Genomic DNA, 21,326 nt, shown 5'->3' on the forward strand with positions numbered 1-21,326 from the left:
GAAAAGGGAATAATTCGATGAAAATGGCATTATCAGTGCAGGCATTGCGTGTGATTGGTTGTCTGCTGGAAAAACAGGTCACCACACCCGATCAATATCCGCTGTCGCTCAATGGGGTGGTCACCGCCTGCAATCAAAAATCTAACCGTGAACCGGTGATGAACCTGAGCGAGAGCGAGGTGCAATCCCAGTTGGATGAACTGGTCAAAAAGCACCTGGTCACGTCGAACAGCGGCTTTGGTCAGCGCGTCAGTAAATATGAACAACGCTTTTGCAACTCCGCGTTTGGTAATCTGCAACTGAGTAGCGCGGAAGTGGCGGTGTTGACGTTGCTGTTTTTACGTGGAGCGCAGACACCCGGCGAGCTGCGTACCCGCAGTGGTCGCCTGCATGAATTCAGCGATATGAACGAGGTTGAGCAGACGCTGAACGGCTTAATTTCCCGTGAAGATGGCCCTATGGTGGTGCGTCTGGCGCGAGAACCGGGTAAGCGTGAAAGTCGTTATATGCATCTTTTCGGCGGTGATGTGGTAGATGTACCGGCCACAACCACCGCTGAAGATAATGCAGATCTGGAGGAGCGGGTCGCCCAACTGGAAGAAACGGTAGCCCGGTTGCAGGCGCAACTGGAACAGTTGCTGCAACAGGAGCATTAAAATGACATTGCGTATTGGGATGGTCGGATTAGGCGGCATTGCACAGAAAGCCTGGCTGCCGGTGTTGTCGCAAGCGCAAGGCTGGCAACTGGCCGGCGCGTTCTCACCTAATCAGTCCAAAGCGCAGCCGATTTGCGATAGCTACCGCATTCCCTGTTTTGGTCAGCTCGATGCGCTGGCGGCCGCCAGCGACGCGGTGTTTGTGCATAGCAGCACCGCCTCACATTACGAGGTGGTCAAAGCGTTGCTGCTGGCAGATAAAGATGTCTGCGTCGATAAACCTCTGGCGGAAACGCTACAGCAGGCTGAAGCGCTGGTGGCGCTGGCGGAGAAACGCAAACGCAAACTGATGGTGGCATTCAACCGTCGTTTTGCGCCGCGTTATCAACAATTACAGGCTGAAATGGCGCGTGCCGCATCGCTGCGTATCGAAAAGCACCGTGCCGACAGTGTCGGGCCGCAAGATTTGCGTTTTACGTTGTTAGACGACTATCTGCATGTGGTTGACACCGCGTTATGGCTGGCCGGTGGTAAACTCTCGCACCTCCACGGTCATATTGAAACCAACGAGCAGGGAGCGATGCTGTATGCGGAACACCATTTTTCCGCAGGTGCGCTGCAAATCACCACCAGCATGCACCGTCGTGCCGGAACGCAACGTGAAGTGGTGAGTGCCATTTGTGAGGGTGATTACATTCAGGTGGCAGAGATGCGTGACTGGCAACAGGAAAACCTGACAGGGTTACGCCTTGACGCGCCACCCGCATGGCAGAGTCATCTGACACAGCGTGGTTTTACCGGGGCCGCTCACCATTTTATTCAGTGCGTACAAAATCAGACGATGCCTGTAACCAGTGGCGAACAAGCGCTGGCGGCGCAGCGTCTGGTGGAAAAGCTGTGGCGTGATGCCGAACAGGAATAATCCCTTGTAACACTCAATGCTGGTCATTTCCCGCCGTGGCAGTAGACTATCGCCGGGCATTTTCGAATGCCCGCGCTAAGTTGCTCATTTATCCGACTCTTTTCAGGATGCGCCGCTAATTATGAATTTGTTGAAATCGCTGGCAGCGGTCAGTTCGATGACCCTGTTTTCCCGCGTGCTGGGCTTTGCCCGCGATGCCATCGTGGCGCGAGTGTTTGGTGCCGGAATGGCCACCGACGCCTTCTTTGTCGCCTTTAAACTGCCTAACCTGCTGCGACGTATTTTCGCTGAAGGGGCCTTCTCTCAGGCATTTGTGCCGATTCTTGCCGAATACAAAAGCAAGCAGGGCGAAGAAGCGACTCGGGTATTTGTGGCCTATGTTTCCGGGCTATTAACTCTGGTACTGGCGCTGGTGACGGTGTTGGGCATGATTGCCGCGCCCTGGGTGATTGTGGTGACTGCGCCGGGCTTTGCGGATACCGCCGATAAGTTTGCGCTCACCAGTTCGCTGCTGCGGGTGACTTTTCCGTATATCTTTCTGATTTCAATGGCATCGCTGGCTGGGGCCATTCTGAATACCTGGAATCGATTTTCGGTTCCTGCCTTTGCCCCGACGTTGTTGAATATCAGCATGATTGGTTTTGCGCTGTTTGCCGCACCGCATTTCCATCCGCCAGTGATGGCGCTGGCCTGGGCCGTGGTGGTGGGGGGCGTGTTGCAGTTGTTCTATCAACTTCCGCATCTGAAGAAAATTGGCATGCTGGTACTGCCGCGTGTCAACCTGCGTGATGCGGGTGTCTGGCGCGTCATGCGTCAGATGGGGCCGGCGATTCTTGGCGTCTCCGTCAGCCAGATTTCTCTTATTATCAACACCATCTTTGCATCATTCCTCGTCTCGGGTTCCGTCTCCTGGATGTACTATGCCGACCGCCTGATGGAGTTTCCTTCTGGCGTGTTGGGCGTGGCACTGGGGACTATCCTGCTGCCTTCGCTGGCGAAAAGTTTTGCCAGCAATAACCATGATGAGTATTCACGGTTGATGGACTGGGGGTTACGCCTGTGTTTCCTGCTGGCACTGCCGAGTGCGGTGGCGCTGGGCATTCTTTCCGGTCCCCTGACTGTGGCCCTGTTCCAGTACGGGAAATTTACCGCCTTCGATGCAGCGATGACGCAACGTGCCTTGATTGCCTACTCGGTCGGGCTGATGGGGTTAATTGTGGTGAAAGTGTTGGCACCGGGTTTCTATTCTCGTCAGGACATCAAAACGCCGGTGAAAATTGCCATTATCACCCTGATCATGACGCAGCTGATGAACCTGGCGTTTATCGGGCCACTGAAGCATGCCGGGTTGTCGCTCTCCATCGGTCTGGCGGCCTGCCTCAATGCGGCACTGCTTTACTGGCAGCTGCGAAAACAACAGATTTTTCAGCCACAACCGGGCTGGTTTAGCTTTTTGATCCGTCTGTTGATCGCCGTGGTGGCGATGGCGGTGGCGCTGCTGGGCCTGTTGTATGTCATGCCGTCATGGGAAGTGGGACATATGTGGTGGCGTTTACTGCGTCTGGCGGCGGTGTGTGCTGTCGGTGGCGGGGCGTATTTTGTGGTGCTCGGTCTGATGGGATTCCGCCCGCGCGATTTTGCCCGCCGTACGCAGGCATAAAAGCGCTCTGACCTTGCGTGATAAATCGCGCCGCTACAAAAATCCGGGCGCGATTTAACGCACAAAAAACCGCCTCGTTATCAGCGATGGCGGTTTTTTTACATCTGGAACGCGGACGGTTACCCTTTGCGGCTCAGTGTTGACTGACCTTTACCTAATCCGTCCGGACCATAAAATGCCTGCGTTTGATGGGGCTTCAACACCGCTAACGCATCATCGGTAAAACGGATCTGCTGCTGTAGCAGCAAACCATTATGCGTATTGGCGTCACGCAGTTGACGCGTATGTTTCTGGATAGACGTCCAGCGGCGTGACATATCGCTGTTGCCACGATAAGGCGCCTGCGTACCGGTGCTTTGCTCGGTAGTCCGGCGCATCTCGTCAAGATAATTCAGCGTCGAGAGCAGCGCGCTTTTATCTTCGGTGATGCGCTGCAACAGGTTACCGTTAATCAGGCCGGAAGCAAGTTGCTGCTGTTCTTCATTCATCACTTCGCGGAGTGAAGAGAGCACTTCCTGCATCTTATCTAATGTGGTCAACAGATTGTTCATCGGGATTAATTACCCTCTAAATACGCCTTAGTATCAGCAATCAACGCGTCGGCGATCTTGCCGGTATCCATTTTCAGTTCGCCATTGCGAATGGCGGTTTTCAGTTGCTCAACGCGCGCAGTATTGATGTCGCTGCTGCCGGGTTGTGTCAGCTGCGCCTGGGCAGCGCTCAGTTTCACCTGCGCACCACTTTCGCTGGTGCTGGTCGTGGCTGCGGTGCTGCTCTGGCGCACTTTGCTGCCGTTGTCCGTATTTTCACGGGTCTGAACAGTGCTCGGCGGCTGAATAGGCTGGGTTCTGTCGATGCTCATGGTCTTGCTCCTGTAAGGTCAGTTGGGGATAAGCCAACTGAGTCAGCATAGGGTAATTTCTTTGTTGCTTTCACTATCGGCAGAAAAACAGGGTTCTTTAGCGCTTTATAGCGATATAAGAATATTCCCATCCTCGCCGACCCGGCCGCTGACGACCTGACCATTACCCATCCGTACTCTGACCATCTGCGCGGTGGTCGCATTATTTAATGCCTTGCCTTCGCTACTGGCATCAAACCCGTTACCGCTGGCCACCACAATCACATTTTGTCCTGCTTTTACCCGCCAGGGCAGACGCACCATAGTGGCGGTTACCGGCTGCCCGGGGGTGATATCGCGCATGGCGATGGCATCGGCCACGTTATCGGTGGAGAACAGGGTTCGCGCGGGCAGCGTATCCAGCCGCCCGGATTGTAAACGAAAATCGCTGGCCGTGACGTTGCTGCCACGCATTAACTGATGATTTGCCACCAGATAAACACCGGTGACCTGCACCTGAACCTGCAAATAACGGCGATTCTGCCCGCAATTGGTGGCGATGCTCATGTTGCCCCACTGGCGACTGTTGCCGGGCAACACAATTTGTGGCGCAGCGCAGTCTGGCCACTGCGCTTGTGGCGTTCGAATCACCACATTCATCCCTGCCGCGTGTTGCGGATCGCGCGCTTTAAAGTACTGCGTCAGCTGGGCCTGGAGATCGGCCGCCTGACCGGGCAGCGCCAGGGCCAGCAAAATTGGGGCCAGTAAGGTTGTAAATCTGCGCATAACACGCCTCCTGACTGAAGATGGCACTGAGTCTACTCCTCTCGCAAAAAAATCAATGTCAAAAATAGCCAATGTTTTTGGCGCTATTCAGACGATAGCCCTTGCTTTTCCCCAATTAAGCTGTCAGCTCGAAATTCTCATTCGCGGAGGAAGCATGCTCGACAAACTCGATGCCGCGCTGCGATTTGGTACAGAAGCCCTTAACTTGCGAGCGGAGCGTCAGGAGATCCTGGCATCCAACATTGCCAACGCCGATACCCCGGGTTACCAGGCTCGGGATATCGACTTTGCCAGCCAGCTCAGCAAGGTGATGGAAAACGGTCGCTCGGAGGGCAGCAGTTTGGCGCTCAAAGTGACGTCTGCCCGCCACATTGAAGCGCAGAGCGACGCTCAGCCGTCGATGGATCTGCTGTACCGCATTCCCGATCAGCCTGCCGCGGATGGCAACACCGTGGATATGGACCGGGAACGTACGCAGTTCGCCGACAACAGCCTGAAATATCAAACCGATCTCACCCTTATCAGTAGCCAAATCAAAGGCATGATGAGCGTTCTGCAGGGGCAATAACAATGGCATTGCTAAATATCTTTGATATCGCCGGGTCGGCTATGACGGCGCAGTCGCAGCGCCTCAACGTCAGCGCCAGTAACCTGGCTAACGCCGACAGCGTCACCGGGCCGGATGGTCAGCCCTACGTGGCGAAGCAAGTCGTGTTTCAGACCGATGCCGCGCCGGGTATGGCGACCGGTGGCGTCAAGGTGGCGGGGGTGGTGGACGATCCTTCCCCGGCGAAACTGGTGTATGACCCGGGCAATCCGATGGCTGACCAGAAAGGTTACGTCAAGATGCCCAATGTGGATGTGGTGGCAGAGACGGTGAACACCATGTCGGCCTCACGCAGTTACCAGGCCAACGTTGAGGTCCTGAACACCGTGAAATCAATGATGATGAAAACGCTGACCATGGGTCAGTAACGGAGAAACACAATGGGTATCGCGGTAGGCGTTAACGAAAACCTGGACCCCACGGTCCTCAGCTCCTCCAGCAGTAGCAGCACCGGTAACAGCGCAGAAGACTTACAAAACCAGTTTCTGACCATGCTGGTGACGCAGTTGCAGAACCAGGATCCGACTAACCCGATGGATAACAGCCAGCTCACCACGCAGTTGGCACAGATCAACACCCTGAGCGGCATTGAAAAACTCAATACCACGCTGGGTTCGATCTCCGGGCAGATCAGCACCAGCCAGAACCTGCAAAGTACCACGCTGATTGGTCATGGCGTGATGGTGGATGGCAGCCAGATTTTGGTAGGCAGTGGCACCACCACGCCATTTGGTGTGGAGCTGACCACCGCGTCAACCGCCACCACCGCCACCATCAAAGATTCAACCGGTGCAACCGTGCGCACCATTGATCTCGGCGCATTGTCGTCAGGCGTTCATACCTTCTCGTGGGATGGCACCCTGACCGACGGCTCAACTGCCCCGGATGGCAAATATACCGTTTCGATTGCCGCCAGCAATGGCAGCACCCAACTGGTGGCTCAGCCGTTGAATTACGCCTACGTCAGTGGCGTCAGTACAACGGATGACACCTCGACACTGGACCTCGGCACCATGGGCACCGCGACCCTTGATGAAGTACGTCAGATTCTCTAATTAACCTGTAACCCGGAGAAATTAACATGTCTTTTTCCCAAGCGGTGAGCGGCCTGGGCGCTGCTTCAAGCAACCTCGACGTCATTGGTAACAACATCGCCAACTCCGCGACAGCGGGTTTTAAATCCAGCACCATCGCCTTCGCTGACCTGTTCGCCGGTTCAGACGTTGGTCTGGGGACTAAAGTTGCAGCGGTGATCCAGAACTTTAACGACGGCACCACCACCACCACCAGCCGTGGTCTGGACGTGGCGCTGAGCGGCAACGGTTTCTTCCGTATGACTGACAGCAGCGGCGCGGTGTACTACTCGCGTAACGGTCAGTTTACGCTGGATGAAAACCGTAACCTGGTCAACACGCAGGGCCTGTACGTGACCGGCTATCCGGCCAGCGGCTCCCCGGCTACCATTCAGACCGGTGCCAACCCGGTGGCGCTGAGCATTCCAACCACCCAGATGTCAGCAAAAGCGACCTCCACGGCAACGCAGGTGGCGAACCTTAACTCCACCAGTGATATCCCGACGGTCACCACCTTTGATGCGTCGGACGTTGACAGCTACAACGCCAAAAGCACCATGACGGTGTACGACTCCCAGGGTAACGATCACACCCTCGACATGTACTACGTCAAAACCGGTGATAACGCCTGGACCGTCCATGCTATCGACTCCACCACCGGGACTTCTGCGGGTGATTTCGACCTGACGTTTGACAGTAGCGGTAACCTGACCAGCGTGGGCGGCGTGACCGGTGCCACCACCGTAGCCCTGAGTATTGACGGGACCAACGGTGCAGCCGCAGGTCAGTCCATTACCCTGAGCATGCAAGGCAGCCTGCAACAGAACACCGGCACCACCACCTTCGGTAACCCGACTCAGGATGGCTATGCGCCGGGCGATCTGACCACCTACACCATCAACGATGACGGCACCATCACCGGTACCTACTCCAACCAGCAAACGCAGCTGTTGGGTCAGATCGTGCTGGCGAGCTTCTCTAACCCGGAAGGGTTGCAGTCTGAAGGTGACAACGTGTGGAGCGCCACCAGTTCTTCTGGTCAGGCGGCGATCGGTACCGCAGGCACCGGCACCTTCGGTTCACTGACCGCAGGCGCGCTGGAAGCCTCCAACGTGGATTTGAGTCAGGAACTGGTCAACATGATCGTCGCGCAGCGCAACTATCAGGCGAACGCGCAGACCATCAAAACCCAGGACCAGATCCTCAATACCCTGGTCAACTTACGCTAATTCACTAACGGGATTGCATTATGGATCACGCGATATATACCGCGATGGGAGCCGCCAGCCAGACGCTGGAGCAGCAGTCCGTCACGGCCAGCAACCTCGCCAACGCCTCCACGCCGGGTTTCCGTGCTCAGCTGGAAGCGTACCGCGCGGTGCCGGTCAATGGCTGGTCGCTGCCGACGCGTACCCTGGTGACGGCCTCTACGCCGGGTGCCGATATGAGTGCAGGGGCGATGGACAATACCGGTCGCGCACTCGACGTGGCGGTGGGGCAGGACGGCTGGCTGGCGGTACGTACCGCCGACGGCAGCGAGGCTTACACCCGCAACGGTAACATTCAAATCAGCTCCACCGGCATCCTGACAATCCAGGGCAATCCCGTGATGGGCGATGGCGGGCCGATTGCCGTGCCGCAAGGCGCTGAACTGACTATTGCAACGGATGGCTCCATCACCTCTCGTAACCCGGGTGATGCACCCAATGCCACGGTGCAGATTGGTCGTCTGAAGCTGGTCACGGCGACCGGCCAGGAACTGCAACGCAGTGACGACGGGATGTTCCGTCCTACCGCACAAACCCAGGCTACACGCGGTGCGACGCTGGCGCAGGACGCCAACGTGCAGGTGTCGCCGGGGGTGCTGGAGGGCAGTAACGTTAAGCCCGTGGAAACCATGGTCGATATGATCGCCAACGCCCGGCGTTTTGAGATGCAGATGAAAGTGATCTCGAACGTCGATGAAAACGAACAAAAAGCCAATCAGTTGCTCAACATGAGCAGCTAAGGCTGAGGACAAAACAATGATTCGTTCCTTATGGATTGCGAAAACCGGCCTTGATGCCCAACAAACCAATATGGACGTCATCGCCAACAACCTGGCGAACGTCAGCACCAACGGTTTTAAGCGTTCGCGTGCGGTTTTTGAAGACCTGATGTACCAGACCGTGCGCCAGCCGGGCACGCAGTCATCCGAGCAAACCACGTTACCGTCTGGTATGCAGATTGGTACCGGTGTGCGTCCGGTGACCACTGAACGTCTGCATACTCAGGGCAACCTGTCGCAAACCAGTAACTCAAAAGACCTGGCGATTAACGGTCAGGGTTACTTTGAAGTGCAGATGCCGGATGGCACGTCCGCCTATACCCGCGATGGTTCATTCCAGGTGGATCAGAATGGTCAGCTGGTGACCAACTCAGGTTATACCGTGCAGCCAGGTATCACCATTCCTGCCAACGCCACCAGCATCACTGTTTCGCGTGATGGCATCGTGAGTGTGACGCAGCAGGGTCAGACCAACCCGACCCAGGTGGGCCAGTTAACACTCAGTACTTTTATGAACGACGCCGGTCTCGATAGCCTGGGTGAAAACCTCTATCAGGAAACCCAGGCATCGGGTGCGGCTACCCAGAGCACGCCTGGCCAGAACGGTGCCGGTTTGTTGTATCAGGGTTATGTGGAAACCTCGAACGTCAACGTGGCGGAAGAACTGGTTTCCATGATCCAGACGCAGCGCGCTTATGAGATCAACAGTAAAGCGGTCAGCACGTCCGATCAGATGTTAGCGAAGTTAACCCAGTTATAAATCTGGTGTCGTTGGGCCAGCCTGGCTGGCCTGATTAAGAACATGAAAAAGGTCAGAACTCCGTGGCGAAGCAAGTGATTCTCAAGCCTGGTCATTGGTTAGTAGCGTTATCACTACTGACATTAAACGGTTGTGCGCTGGTTCCACGCACGCCACTGGTACAAGGCTCGACAACGGCTGAGCCAACGCCTTCTGCGCCACCGGTGGTGAATGGTTCCATTTTTCAGGGCGTTGCGCCGCTGAACTACGGCTATCAGCCGCTGTTTGAGGATCGTCGTCCACGCAATATCGGCGACACCCTGACCATTACCTTGCAGGAAAACGTCAGCGCCAGCAAAAGTTCGTCTGCCAATGCCAGTCGTGATGGCAGTGGAAGCTTTGGGCTGACTACCGTGCCAACCGCGTTGAATGGTTTGGTCGGCGCGAGTGGGGAGAAGGTCGGTCTTGATGGCGAAGGCAAAAACGACTTCACCGGCAAAGGCGGTGCTACGGCAAATAATACCTTTACCGGCACCATCACCGTCACCGTGAATCAGGTGCTGTCCAACGGCAACCTGCGCGTAGTGGGTGAAAAACAGATCGAGATTAATCAGGGAACCGAATTTATTCGTTTCTCCGGTGTGGTTAACCCCCGCACCATCAGCGCCAGTAACGCGGTGCTGTCAACCGCAGTGGCCGACGCACGTATTGAGTATGTCGGCAATGGTTATATCAATGAGGCGCAGACGATGGGTTGGTTCCAGCGTTTCTTCCTGAACGTTTCGCCGATGTAAGAGGTTACGATGAAAATGAACACTCTGCTGCGTTTGAGCCTGAGCTTCCTGCTCGGATTCAGCCTTATCGCTCATGCTGACCGCATCCGCGATCTGACCACGGTACAGGGCGTGCGCGACAACCAGTTGATCGGTTATGGCTTGGTGGTGGGGCTGGACGGCACCGGTGACCAGACCACGCAAACGCCGTTTACCACACAAACCGTCAGCAACATGCTGTCGCAGCTGGGGATCACCGTACCGACCGGCACCAACATGCAGCTGAAAAACGTGGCGGCGGTGATGGTCACCGCCTCACTGCCGGCCTTTGCGCGTCAGGGACAAACCATTGATGTGGTGGTGTCGTCACTGGGTAACGCCAAAAGCCTGCGTGGCGGTACGCTGCTGATGACGCCGATGAAAGGCGTGGATAACCAGGTCTATGCGCTGGCGCAGGGTAACATTCTGGTCGGTGGTGCCGGTGCCGCTGCGGGTGGCAGCAGCGTCCAGGTAAACCAGTTGAACGGTGGTCGCATTACCGGTGGGGCCACGGTGGAACGTGAGCTGCAAAGCAACTTTGGTAGCCAGAGCACCATCAACCTGCAACTGAACAACGAAGATTTCACTATGGCGCAGCGTATTGCGGATGCCATCAATCGTGGTGGCTATGGTTATGCCCAGCCGCTGGATGCGCGTACCGTGCAAATTCGTGTGTCGCCGAATAATAGTTCGCAGGTGCGCCTGCTGTCGGATATCCAGAATCTGGATGTTTCCGTACCGCTGGAAGACGCCAAAGTGATCATCAACTCACGTACCGGTTCGGTGGTAATGAACCGCGAAGTGACGCTGAGTACCTGTGCGGTCGCGCAGGGCAACCTGTCGGTCACCGTCAATCAGCAGCAGAACGTCAATCAGCCGAATACGCCGTTCGCAGGTGGTCAAACCGTGACGACCAATCAGACGCAGATCGATATGCGCCAGAGTGGTGGGGCGCTGCAACACGTCAACGCCAGCGCCAACCTCAATAATGTGGTGCGTGCGTTGAATGCGCTGGGTGCAACACCGATTGACCTGATGTCAATTCTGCAATCAATGCAGAGTGCGGGCTGTCTGCGCGCCAAACTGGAAATTATCTGATGAGTGATACGCAATCGCTGATGAATGCGGCTTATGACAGCCGCTCGCTCAATGACCTGAAACGCGAAGCCAGTCAGGACCCGAAAGGTAAAGCCTTACAGGTGGCGAAGCAGGTTGAAGGCATGTTCGTGCAGATGATGCTGAAAAGTATGCGTGAAGCGTTGCCAAAAGATGGCCTGTTGAGCAACGACCAGACGCGGCTTTTTACCTCAATGTACGACCAGCAGATTGCGCAGGAGATGGGCAAACGCGGACTTGGCCTGGCTGAAACCATCGTCAAACAGATGCAACCCGCACAGGAACCGGATGAGCGTGCGGGTACCGTACCGATGAAGCTGGATAACAGCTTCATTTACAGCAGCATGGCGCCGATGCAGCTGGAACAAATGGTACGTAAAGCGATGCCGCGACTGCCGGTATCACCCGGCAGTTTATCCGGCGACAGCAGCGACTTTATTGCTCAACTGGCGCAGCCTGCCAAAGTGGCGAGTGACGAGAGCGGTATTCCACACCATCTGATTCTGGCGCAAGCGGCGCTGGAGTCCGGCTGGGGGCAGCGTCAGATTCTGACGCGTGACGGTAAACCGAGCTACAACGTGTTCGGTATCAAGGCCAGCGGTGACTGGAAAGGTGAAACCACCGATATCATGACCACCGAATATGAACACGGCGAAGCGAAAAAAGTACGCGCAACCTTCCGTGTTTACGGCTCCTATCTGGAGGCGCTGACGGACTACGTCAAACTGCTGTCAAACAACCCACGTTATGCCGCGGTCGCCAACGCGCAGACGGCGGAGCAGGGGGCACAAGCGTTGCAGGCTGCCGGTTATGCGACTGACCCGAGATATGCTCAGAAATTGGTGGGAATGATCCAGCAATTCAAAAACATGGGCGAAAAAGTTGTGAAAGCGTACAGCCACGATTTGACCGATTTGTTCTGATTTTTTGCCTCAAGTTTCACTTAAGCACGCCGATAACCTTCATACAACCCGGGCGTTTCATCGCCCCGGTAACCGCACTGATGACAGCCAGCCCGGTGAACGGGAAATTAAGGAACCGAGATGTCCAGTATAATCAACTCAGCGATGAGCGGGCTGAGCGCCGCACAGGCCGCATTAAGTACCACCAGTAACAACATCAGTAACTATACCGTGGCGGGTTATACACGCCAGACGACGATCCTGGGGCAGGCAAACAGCACCCTGTCTGGTGGCAGCTATTACGGTAACGGTGTGAATGTGACGACTGTGCAGCGTGAATATGATGAATTCATCACTGCGCAGTTACGCAGTGCCAGTGCGACCTATAATGCGCAAAATACCCAATATTCTCAGATCTCAAATATTGACGATCTGTTATCAACCTCGACCACCAGCCTGTCAACGTCGATTCAGGACTTCTTCACCAACGTACAAAACGTGGTCAGTAACGCCGACGATCCGTCAGCGCGTCAGTCAATGCTGAGTAATGCTCAGGGATTGGTCAACCAGTTCCAGACGACAGCACAATATCTGACCAATATGCAGACCAGCGTCAACACCGATATCACCTCCAGCGTTGACCAGATCAATACCTACACCAGCCAGATTGCCAACCTCAACACCCAGATTGCCAAACTGACTACCGGTGATGGCACTGCGCCGAATGACCTGCTGGATCAGCGCGACCAACTGGTGAGCAGCCTGAATGATATCGTCGGTGTCACGGTGTCGCAGCAGGATGGCAGCTATATCGTTTCAATGGGCAGCACCACGCTGGTCAATGGCAGCAAAACCACTTCGCTGGTGGCGATGCCTTCCAGCAGCGACCCTTCACGTATCACCGTCGGTTATGTTGATAAGCAGGCGGGTAACGTAGAAATTGCTGAGAAAACCCTGACAACCGGTTCGTTGGGTGGTCTGCTGGCGTTCCGTACCCAGGATTTGGATACCGCTCAGAACCAGCTCGGCCAGCTTGCCGCTGCCTTTGCTACCAGCTTCAATACCATCCATAAAGAAGGGTATGACAGCAACGGTGATCAGGGCACTGATTTCTTTAACATCGGCAGCCCGGAAGTCCTGAGCAACACCAAGAATACCTCCAGTGCCTCACTGTCAGCGGAATGGACCGACACCAGCGCGCTGAAAGCCTCAAACTACACGGTCAGCTACGACGGCACCAACTGGTCGGTGACTCGTCAGTCGGACAACGTTAGCGTGACGGCGACGCAGGGAACCGATGCCGATGGTAACACCACGCTGAGCTTTGATGGTCTTCAGTTAACCGTAAGTGGTACGCCGGCGGCGAAAGACAGCTTCCTGGTAAAACCGGTGCAGAACGTGATTGGTGATATGTCAGTGGCGATCACCGATGAGTCGCAGATTGCGGCGGCAGGTGCCGTAGATGGTGCCAGCGATAATACCAATGCGCAAAAACTGCTGGATTTGCAGGACAGCAAACTGGTGAACGGTAACGCCACCCTGGCCGAGGCGTATGCCAGCATCGTCAGTACGGTGGGTAACAAAACCAGCACGCTGGAAACCACCAGTACCACTCAGGAAAGTGTGGTGAGTCAGTTAAGTGATCGCCAGCAGTCAATTTCGGGCGTCAACCTCGATGAAGAGTACGCCAACCTGACTAAATATCAGCAATATTACACGGCTAACGCGCAGGTGCTGCAAACCGCCAGCACCATTTTCAACGCGTTGATCGATAGCCTCGGCTAAGCAGAGAGGATAAAAAACCATGCGTCTTAGTACCAATATGATTTTTAACCAGCAGGTGCGCGGTATCACGGATTCGCAAGCTTCCTGGCTCAAAGTCGGTGAACAGCTTTCCAGCGGTCGCCGCGTGACTAACCCCTCTGATGACCCGATTGCGGCTTCGCGCGCTGTGGTGTTGTCGCAGACTCAGGCCAAAAGCGCTCAGTACGCTACTGCGCGTAGCTTTGCCAACCAGAGTCTGTCAATGGAAGAAAATACGCTTTCCAGCGTCACCAGCAGCATTCAGGATGCGCAGACCCTGATTGTTCAGGGTTCAACCGGTACGTTGAGTGATGATGACCGTGCCTCGATCGCCACGTCACTGGAAGGGATCCGCTCGCAATTGCTGGGGCTGGCTAACAGTAAAGACGGTAACGGCAACTATATTTTCGCCGGCTATCAAACCGATACCGAGCCATTCACTGATGATGGCACTGGCGTGACCTATGTCGGCGGCAGTGATCCGATTACGCAAAAAGTGGATGACAGCCGCACCATGTCGGTTGGCGATACCGGTACTTCGGTGTTTATGTCGATCACCAGCAACGCCAAAGCAGAGCCGGACGGTAGCGCCAGTGAAACTAACCTGTTCAATATGCTCGACAGTGCGATTGCCGCGTTGAAAGTGCCACAGGACAACGCTGACGATGCCACCAAACAAACGTTCCAGGATGCGATGGATAAGACCAACCGTGGTTTGAGCAACTCACTGAACAACGTGCTGAGCGTGCGTTCTGCGGTGGGCTCAAAAATGTCTGAGCTGGACACGCTGGATGCGCAGGGTGATGACCGCGATACCATTATGGCGTCACAAATGAGTGACCTGGTGGATGTGGATTACACCTCGGCTATCTCCAGCTACACCATGCAGCAGACGGCGTTGCAAGCCTCCTACACGGTCTTTACCCAGATGTCGAAGATGTCACTGTTCCAATTGAATTCGTAACTGACCTGAAGATTTGAGCGTACTTAAACCGGGTGCGCTTGCTTTTTCCCACTGCCCTCACAGGCCGTGGGATTTTTTTTGCCCGCAGCGGCGCGATTTAGCGCGCAATGCGTGAAAAATCCGCGCGATAAATCGCGCCGCTACGGATAGATACAAATAAAAAACCCCGGACTGGCCGGGGTTTGCTGTGTGACGTAGCGCTAACTTAGACGCTTTCTGGCTTGGTTGCCGGTGCGGTCGCCTGCTGTGTGGCGCTATGACCGCCAGCCGATCCACGGCCCGCAAAGGCAAACGGTGGACGTACCCAATCGCTATGGCGAGCCGGTTCAGGTTCCCATGCCGGTGCCGGTGCTTTGGTCATCGGTGCCGAAGCATAATGCTTCCAGCGGGTTTCTGCGTTGTTGGCCACGGTAGCGTGAGCGGCGACTGGCGCATCAGGTTCCGCAACTGGCGCTGGCTGCGCTTCTGCGGCAACCGGCGTGGACAGTACCTCTTCCACTGGCGCAGTCACTTCCGGTGCCACCTGAGCAGGTGCTTCGATGGCAGCGGTTACGGCTTCGTTGACCTCAGCAGCAATATCAACCACCGGTTCGGCCTGCGCGGCGGTTACTTCGGCAACCGCTTCATCCGCCGCTGAAATCACGGTCGGTTCTTCATTGACCGGAGATTCAATCGGACGGGTGTCATCGGTGTTCACTACCGGAACGTCGGTGTGTGCCTGCGGTTCCACTACTTCGACGACTGGCTCAGCAACCACTTCCTGGGCTGGCTCAACGCTGGCAGGCAGAGCAACGGCAGCGGCCGTCTCTTCGCGGCTGTAATCCGGCGTCTCGTTCAGTGCATCCTGTGTGACCAGTTCTTCATTGGTTTGTGCAACCGGATAACGTACCCAGACTTTGCCAGAGGCCATTTCCGGTGAAGCCGAAGCCGCAGCCAGAGGCATTGCAGATTGGGTCGGATAGCGCTCATCACGGTAACGGCGACGACGCTGACCGCTGACACGCAGGTGGCGCGGTGAACGACGTGAACGGCGCGGCATATTGGCGCTGTCACGGTTATCAACGTCATCCTGATCATCATTGACCGCTTCCGGTTCTTCATTAGCGACTGCACGCGGCGCAGTTTCAACCGGAGCGATAACGTTCTCGGTTGTCGCTTCGCTTTCATCACCAAAACGCACTTTCTGGCTCAGTTGGCGTTGTTTACGACGCGGCATGACCTGAACACGTTCTTCTTCCTGCGCTGCCTCATCAACGATTTCAGCCTGCACCACCGGCTCAGCGGCTTTCTGTTCCTGCTGCTGGGCGCGTTTCTCTTCCTGACGACGACGCTGGCGTTCCGCACGTTGTTCGCGACGCTGTTGTTGCTGCTCTTCGCGTTGCTGGCGTGCTTCTTCGCTTTGTGCCGGGCTGCGTTCTTCACGCGGCTCGTTCTGGCGTTTATTGCGGCGGTTTTCGGTGGTTTCACGCGCTTCGCGTGGCTCACGCGGCTCGCGTGCTTCACGTCCCGGCGCATTTTCAGCGTTACGCGGAGTGCGTTCACGACGGTTATTGCGGCGGTTGTTGCGACGATCGCCACGCTGTTGACCGTTTTCATCAGCGTTTGCTTTGCTTTCCTGTTTCTCGCTGGCTTCCGGCGTAGTCGCCGGTGCATCACCAACAAACAGTTTTTTCAATCCACCCAGCAGACGTGCCATAAAGCCGGTTGACGCAGCCGGTGCTGCGACGGTGTCGGTTGTCCTGGCCTTCTTCGGCTCAGCTTTCACCGCAGGCTTGCTCTCTTCTGCCACTTCAACCGGTGCAGGCGGTGCATCCGGCATCACAAAGGCGGCGAGGGCAGGTTGCTCAGGACGACGACGTTCTGACTGCTCTTCTTCGGAAGGCAGTGCCATTTCTGCTTCATGCAGTTTCGGCAGGTGGTAGCTCAGCGTTTGCGTCTCTTCGCCTTTGCGCACGCGCAACACGGAGTAGTGCGGCGTTTCCATCTGATCGTTCGGTACGATGATGGCGCGCACGCCACCCTGACGCTTCTCAATGGCGCTGACTGCATCACGTTTTTCGTTCAGCAGGTAGGAAGCGACCGGAACCGGCACAATGGCGTGGACTTCTTTGGTGTTGTCCTTCAGCGCTTCTTCTTCAATCAGACGCAGAATAGACAGCGACAGCGATTCGTTATCACGGATGGTGCCGGTGCCGCTACAGCGTGGGCAGACGTGATGACTGGACTCGCCCAGTGATGGGCTGAGGCGCTGACGTGACATCTCCAGCAGACCAAAGCGTGAAATATGGCTGATTTGAATACGTGCACGATCCTGACGTACCGCTTCACGCAGACGGTTTTCCACGGCACGCTGGTGGCGTACCGGCGTCATATCGATGAAGTCGATAACAATCAGACCACCGAGGTCACGCAGACGCAGCTGACGAGCGATTTCGTCTGCCGCTTCGAGGTTGGTATTGAACGCCGTCTCTTCGATATCACCACCGCGCGTCGCGCGTGCTGAGTTGATATCAATCGCCGTCAGTGCTTCAGTGCTGTCAATGACGATAGAGCCGCCAGATGGCAGACGCACTTCACGCTGGAAAGCAGATTCAATCTGCGATTCGATTTGGTAGTGGCTGAACAGCGGGATTTCACCGGTGTACAACTTGATTTTGCTGCTGAAGTCCGGACGACCGAGCGCAGCGATATGCTGACGCGCCAGTTCGAGGACTTTCGGGTTATCGATGAGGATTTCACCGATATCCTGACGCAGATAGTCGCGGAAGGCGCGCACGATCACATTACTTTCCTGATGGATCAGGAAAGGTGCCGGGCGGCTTTCAGCGGCTTTTTTGATCGCTTCCCAGTGTTTCAGACGGAAGCTAAGGTCCCACTGTAACGACTCGGCGGATTTGCCAACGCCAGCGGTGCGCACAATCAGGCCCATGCCTTCCGGCAGTTCCAGCGCTGACAGGGCTTCTTTCAGTTCGGTGCGATCATCGCCTTCAATACGGCGCGAAATGCCACCCGCACGCGGGTTGTTCGGCATCAGCACCAGGTAGCTACCGGCCAGTGAAATAAAGGTGGTCAGTGCTGCTCCTTTATTACCACGCTCCTCTTTATCAATTTGAACGATGACTTCCTGACCTTCACGCAGAACATCTTTAATATTGGGACGTCCGTGCGCGTTGTAACTGGCGGGGAAATATTCGCGGGAAATTTCTTTCAGAGGGAGAAAACCGTGACGCTCAGCACCGTAATCAACAAACGCAGCTTCCAGGCTGGGTTCAATACGGGTGATTTTACCTTTGTAGATGTTGGCTTTTTTCTGTTCGTGTCCGGGGCTTTCGATATCCAGATCGTACAGACGTTGTCCATCAACCAGGGCAACGCGCAACTCCTCCTGCTGAGTTGCGTTAATTAACATTCTTTTCATCGTGACTTACTCGTTATTCTCTCATGAGTGACAAAGCTGCGGGCATCGTTACCCTGGACGAGAATCAACCGATGGCCCCGTGTCTTTAATGCACAGACGTCAACCTCACGGTTGTCGGCGGCTAAAGGGGCGCAAATCTTGTCGGTGGCCTGTTTTTCATAAGGAAATCCAGCGCCTGAAGGTGGAAGTGCTACAGAGTATTCAAAAATCCACACATCCCAGTCTGTCGTCCTGGCTGCAACCCGCAGCCCGCTAAGTGCCTGATTTAACATTACGTCTTACGCCATTGCTGCGTGTCCGTTTAATCCGGCAAAATGACTTATTTCGCTCTTTTTTCTGCCTGAATCTTTCCAGGACAGAAACCCCTGCATTATTCCATTGCTCACCAACATATAGCAAGGCGACTTTTGCCGAGCTGTGAAGTTTATTCATCCTTAACCTGTTCATTTGCAGGGGTTATCATCGCATTGTTGAAAAAGTCAGCATTTCGACTCTTTAGCGCCGCGACAACCAGAGAGTTAAGCACAGAAAAAGGGGTGGCGCTATCCGGGGACACTATTTAGAATCGCCGCCATGAAAACTGAGAATCCCGGCGTACAATTTGTCGCCATTACGGCTGAAAATGCCGGACAACGTATCGATAACTTTTTGCGCACCCAATTGAAGGGTGTGCCGAAAAGTATGATTTATCGCATCCTGCGTAAAGGGGAAGTGCGGGTAAATAAAAAACGCATCAAACCTGAATATAAGCTGGAAGAGGGCGATGAGATCCGTATTCCACCCGTACGGGTTGCGGAACGTGAAGAGCAGACTGTCTCGCCGAAGCTGGAGAAAGTGGCTTCACTGGCTGACGCCATCCTGTATGAGGATGATTATCTGCTGGTCCTGAACAAGCCTTCCGGCACCGCCGTACATGGCGGCAGCGGTTTAAGTTTTGGCGTGATTGAAGGTTTGCGTGCGTTGCGCCCGGAAGCGCGTTTTCTCGAATTGGTGCATCGTCTCGATCGCGACACCTCGGGTATCTTGCTGGTTGCGAAGAAACGCTCGGCACTGCGTTCCCTGCACGAACAGCTTCGCGACAAAGGCATGCAAAAAGATTACCTGGCGCTGGTGCGTGGCGACTGGCCATCCCACCTGAAAGTGGTACAGGCACCGTTGCTGAAGAATATCCTGCAAAGCGGTGAGCGCGTGGTGCGCGTCAGCGCGGAAGGTAAACCTTCGGAGACACGGTTTAAAGTGGAAGAGCGTTTTGGCTTTGCCACCCTGGTAAAAGCCAGCCCGGTCACTGGCCGCACTCACCAAATTCGTGTGCATACTTTGCATGCGGGCCATCCCATCGCGTTTGACGATCGTTATGGCGATCGGGAATTTGAACGCCAGTTGGCACCGACCGGACTTTCCCGTCTGTTCCTTCATGCGGCGGCGTTGACGTTTACCCATCCCAATACCGGTGAGATGTTGCGGATGGAAGCGCCGCTGGACGGCGCTTTGAAGCATTGCCTGTCGCAGTTACGCCAGAAAAAGGCGTAACGTCACGGGCATCAACACAAGGGGTTGATGCCCGCTTCTCGTAACATCCCATTCAGCGCAATCAGCGGCAACCCAATCAAGGTATTGGGATCGCGTCCTTCCAGCCGTTCAAACAGACAAATGCCAAGGCCTTCGCTTTTGAAGCTGCCTGCACATTGCAGTGGCTGTTCTTTGGCAACATATCCGGCAATTTCGGCTGCACTCAGCGTGCGAAAATGGACGGTGAAGGGTTCACAGCAGAGAAATTGCTGCCCGCTTTGCGGTTGGATGAGCGCCAGGCCGGTATAGAAGGTGATGGCTTTGCCACTGGCGGCAGACAGTTGCTTGCGCGCGTTTTCTTCCGTGTGCGGCTTACCGGTGATCTGTCCGTCCAGCACGCAGACTTGATCGGAACCGATGATCCAGCGATCCGGATAGTCGGCCGCCAGCGCCCTGGCTTTCGCCAGCGCGAGGCGTTGTACCAACGCATCTGCCGCTTCACCGGGCTGCGGCGTCTCATCGGTGTGCGGTGCCGCGCAGAGAAAAGGCAGGCCAAGCTTACTTAATAAAGCCTGGCGGAAGGGTGAGGTTGAAGCTAAAACCAGCGATGTCGTCATTTTTTTGCAGAATAGATAGCGTAAAGGAGACAGTCATTTTAAACTGTGCGCCGCACTGGATGCGACTAACGGGTGAAAGATGCTGTAAAACGGCCTTTTTCTTTGACTCTATGACGTTACAAAGTTAATATTCGCGCCCTATGCAAAAGGTAAAATTACCCCTGACGCTCGATCCGGTACGCGCTGCGCAAAAACGCCTTGATTATCATGGTGTTTATTCGCCTGAATTGGTGGCGCGCGTGGCCGACTCGGTCGTGAGTGTGGACAGTGATGTGGAATGTGCCATGTCGTTTGCGGTTGACAACCAGCGCCTCGCGGTTCTGCAAGGAACAGCGGATGTGCAGGTAACGTTGTTATGTCAGCGCTGCAACCAGCCGTTTCCGCATCAGGTTCACGTAAGCTATTGCTTCAGTCCTGTCTCTACTGAAGAGCAGGCCGAAGCACTGCCGGAAGCCTACGAACCGATCGATGTCGATGATTTTGGCGAAATCGATCTGTTGGCGGTGATTGAAGATGAAATCATCCTCGCACTGCCGGTGGTTCCGGTGCATGATTCTGAACACTGTGAAGTGTCCGACGCGGACATGGTTTTTGGTAAGTTGCCTGAAGAGGCAGAAAAACCAAATCCATTTGCCGTATTAGCCAGTTTAAAGCGTAAGTAATAGGAGTAAGGTCCATGGCCGTACAACAGAATAAACCCACCCGTTCTAAGCGTGGTATGCGTCGTTCTCATGATGCTCTGACCACCACCACTCTGTCTGTAGATAAAGTTTCTGGCGAAACTCATCTGCGTCACCACATCACTGCGGATGGTTACTACCGCGGTCGCAAGGTTATCGCTAAGTAATTCTTGC

General features: G+C 55.3%; 22 protein-coding genes. 17 read left to right on the forward strand and 5 right to left on the reverse strand.

Features of this window, described 5'->3' with window-relative positions; genetic code table 11:
• The first annotated feature begins 17 nt into the window (after positions 1-17).
• From AC6I8T_RS07790 to murJ, 3 genes are all read left to right on the forward strand, one after another.
• Complete coding sequence (locus AC6I8T_RS07790) at positions 18-656, forward strand: DUF480 domain-containing protein (RefSeq protein WP_208725236.1); 639 nt, start codon at positions 18-20, stop codon at positions 654-656.
• Between the two features lies 1 nt (position 657).
• On the forward strand, positions 658-1,578 hold the full coding sequence (locus tag AC6I8T_RS07795) for a Gfo/Idh/MocA family protein (protein ID WP_208725237.1): 921 nt from the start codon (positions 658-660) through the stop codon (positions 1,576-1,578).
• A gap of 121 nt (positions 1,579-1,699) precedes the next feature.
• Complete coding sequence (gene murJ / locus AC6I8T_RS07800) at positions 1,700-3,238, forward strand: murein biosynthesis integral membrane protein MurJ (RefSeq protein WP_208725238.1); 1,539 nt, start codon at positions 1,700-1,702, stop codon at positions 3,236-3,238.
• Positions 3,239-3,357: 119 nt separating this feature from the next.
• Here murJ and flgN read toward each other — a convergent pair whose 3' ends face one another.
• The 3 genes from flgN to flgA all read right to left on the reverse strand — a co-directional run bounded on the left by flgN (position 3,358) and on the right by flgA (position 4,865).
• The gene (gene flgN / locus AC6I8T_RS07805; RefSeq protein ID WP_021186025.1) at positions 3,358-3,789 is read right to left on the reverse strand and encodes a flagellar export chaperone FlgN; all 432 of its coding nucleotides are present in this window, start codon (positions 3,787-3,789) and stop codon (positions 3,358-3,360) included.
• Positions 3,790-3,794: 5 nt separating this feature from the next.
• Positions 3,795-4,100 (reverse strand): flagellar biosynthesis anti-sigma factor FlgM, encoded by a 306-nt coding sequence (gene flgM, locus AC6I8T_RS07810; RefSeq protein WP_021186024.1) that lies wholly within the window; start codon positions 4,098-4,100, stop codon positions 3,795-3,797.
• A 105-nt stretch (positions 4,101-4,205) separates the two neighbouring features.
• On the reverse strand, positions 4,206-4,865 hold the full coding sequence (gene flgA, locus AC6I8T_RS07815; RefSeq protein WP_021186023.1) for a flagellar basal body P-ring formation chaperone FlgA: 660 nt from the start codon (positions 4,863-4,865) through the stop codon (positions 4,206-4,208).
• Between the two features lie 154 nt (positions 4,866-5,019).
• Between flgA and flgB the strand changes: the two genes are divergently transcribed.
• From flgB to flgL, 11 genes are all read left to right on the forward strand, one after another.
• A complete protein-coding gene (gene flgB / locus AC6I8T_RS07820) occupies positions 5,020-5,433 on the forward strand; it encodes a flagellar basal body rod protein FlgB (protein ID WP_021186022.1) in 414 nt (137 codons plus the stop codon).
• Positions 5,434-5,435: 2 nt separating this feature from the next.
• Positions 5,436-5,840, forward strand: coding sequence for a flagellar basal body rod protein FlgC (gene flgC, locus AC6I8T_RS07825; protein WP_013508642.1), 405 nt, complete (start codon positions 5,436-5,438; stop codon positions 5,838-5,840).
• A gap of 12 nt (positions 5,841-5,852) precedes the next feature.
• Positions 5,853-6,527, forward strand: a complete 675-nt coding sequence (flgD, locus tag AC6I8T_RS07830; RefSeq protein WP_021186021.1) for a flagellar hook assembly protein FlgD — start codon at positions 5,853-5,855, stop codon at positions 6,525-6,527.
• A gap of 26 nt (positions 6,528-6,553) precedes the next feature.
• Complete coding sequence (gene flgE / locus AC6I8T_RS07835; RefSeq protein WP_021186020.1) at positions 6,554-7,774, forward strand: flagellar hook protein FlgE; 1,221 nt, start codon at positions 6,554-6,556, stop codon at positions 7,772-7,774.
• A 20-nt stretch (positions 7,775-7,794) separates the two neighbouring features.
• Positions 7,795-8,553, forward strand: coding sequence for a flagellar basal body rod protein FlgF (locus AC6I8T_RS07840; RefSeq protein ID WP_021186019.1), 759 nt, complete (start codon positions 7,795-7,797; stop codon positions 8,551-8,553).
• A 16-nt stretch (positions 8,554-8,569) separates the two neighbouring features.
• Positions 8,570-9,352 carry a flagellar basal-body rod protein FlgG gene (flgG, locus tag AC6I8T_RS07845; protein ID WP_013508646.1) on the forward strand — a complete coding sequence of 261 codons (783 nt, stop codon included), beginning with the start codon at positions 8,570-8,572 and terminating at the stop codon, positions 9,350-9,352.
• A 62-nt stretch (positions 9,353-9,414) separates the two neighbouring features.
• The gene (locus tag AC6I8T_RS07850) at positions 9,415-10,125 is read left to right on the forward strand and encodes a flagellar basal body L-ring protein FlgH (RefSeq protein ID WP_021186018.1); all 711 of its coding nucleotides are present in this window, start codon (positions 9,415-9,417) and stop codon (positions 10,123-10,125) included.
• Between the two features lie 9 nt (positions 10,126-10,134).
• Positions 10,135-11,241, forward strand: coding sequence for a flagellar basal body P-ring protein FlgI (locus AC6I8T_RS07855; protein ID WP_021186017.1), 1,107 nt, complete (start codon positions 10,135-10,137; stop codon positions 11,239-11,241).
• On the forward strand, positions 11,241-12,182 hold the full coding sequence (gene flgJ, locus AC6I8T_RS07860) for a flagellar assembly peptidoglycan hydrolase FlgJ (RefSeq protein WP_021186016.1): 942 nt from the start codon (positions 11,241-11,243) through the stop codon (positions 12,180-12,182). Before AC6I8T_RS07855 ends, flgJ begins: the two co-directional genes overlap by 1 nt.
• A gap of 120 nt (positions 12,183-12,302) precedes the next feature.
• Positions 12,303-13,946 (forward strand): flagellar hook-associated protein FlgK, encoded by a 1,644-nt coding sequence (gene flgK / locus AC6I8T_RS07865; RefSeq protein WP_208725240.1) that lies wholly within the window; start codon positions 12,303-12,305, stop codon positions 13,944-13,946.
• 19 nt (positions 13,947-13,965) lie between these two features.
• Positions 13,966-14,928: a flagellar hook-associated protein FlgL gene (gene flgL, locus AC6I8T_RS07870; RefSeq protein WP_021186014.1), complete on the forward strand. Its 963-nt coding sequence runs from the start codon at positions 13,966-13,968 to the stop codon at positions 14,926-14,928.
• A 205-nt stretch (positions 14,929-15,133) separates the two neighbouring features.
• Here flgL and rne read toward each other — a convergent pair whose 3' ends face one another.
• The gene (rne, locus tag AC6I8T_RS07875; protein ID WP_497833685.1) at positions 15,134-18,346 is read right to left on the reverse strand and encodes a ribonuclease E; all 3,213 of its coding nucleotides are present in this window, start codon (positions 18,344-18,346) and stop codon (positions 15,134-15,136) included.
• 573 nt (positions 18,347-18,919) lie between these two features.
• On the opposite strand from rne, the gene rluC reads away from it, so the two are divergent.
• Entirely contained in the window at positions 18,920-19,876 is a 957-nt protein-coding gene (rluC, locus tag AC6I8T_RS07880; protein WP_208725242.1) for a 23S rRNA pseudouridine(955/2504/2580) synthase RluC, read from the forward strand.
• A gap of 11 nt (positions 19,877-19,887) precedes the next feature.
• Here the strand turns inward: rluC and AC6I8T_RS07885 are convergent, their stop codons facing one another.
• Positions 19,888-20,472, reverse strand: coding sequence for a Maf family protein (locus AC6I8T_RS07885; protein WP_208725243.1), 585 nt, complete (start codon positions 20,470-20,472; stop codon positions 19,888-19,890).
• Positions 20,473-20,612: 140 nt separating this feature from the next.
• Between AC6I8T_RS07885 and yceD the strand changes: the two genes are divergently transcribed.
• The gene (gene yceD, locus AC6I8T_RS07890) at positions 20,613-21,134 is read left to right on the forward strand and encodes a 23S rRNA accumulation protein YceD (protein ID WP_021185599.1); all 522 of its coding nucleotides are present in this window, start codon (positions 20,613-20,615) and stop codon (positions 21,132-21,134) included.
• Between the two features lie 14 nt (positions 21,135-21,148).
• Positions 21,149-21,319: a 50S ribosomal protein L32 gene (gene rpmF, locus AC6I8T_RS07895; protein WP_013508656.1), complete on the forward strand. Its 171-nt coding sequence runs from the start codon at positions 21,149-21,151 to the stop codon at positions 21,317-21,319.
• Positions 21,320-21,326 lie beyond the last annotated feature (7 nt).

This window comes from Pantoea sp. X-Soil-OKNW-556 (assembly GCF_059730695.1).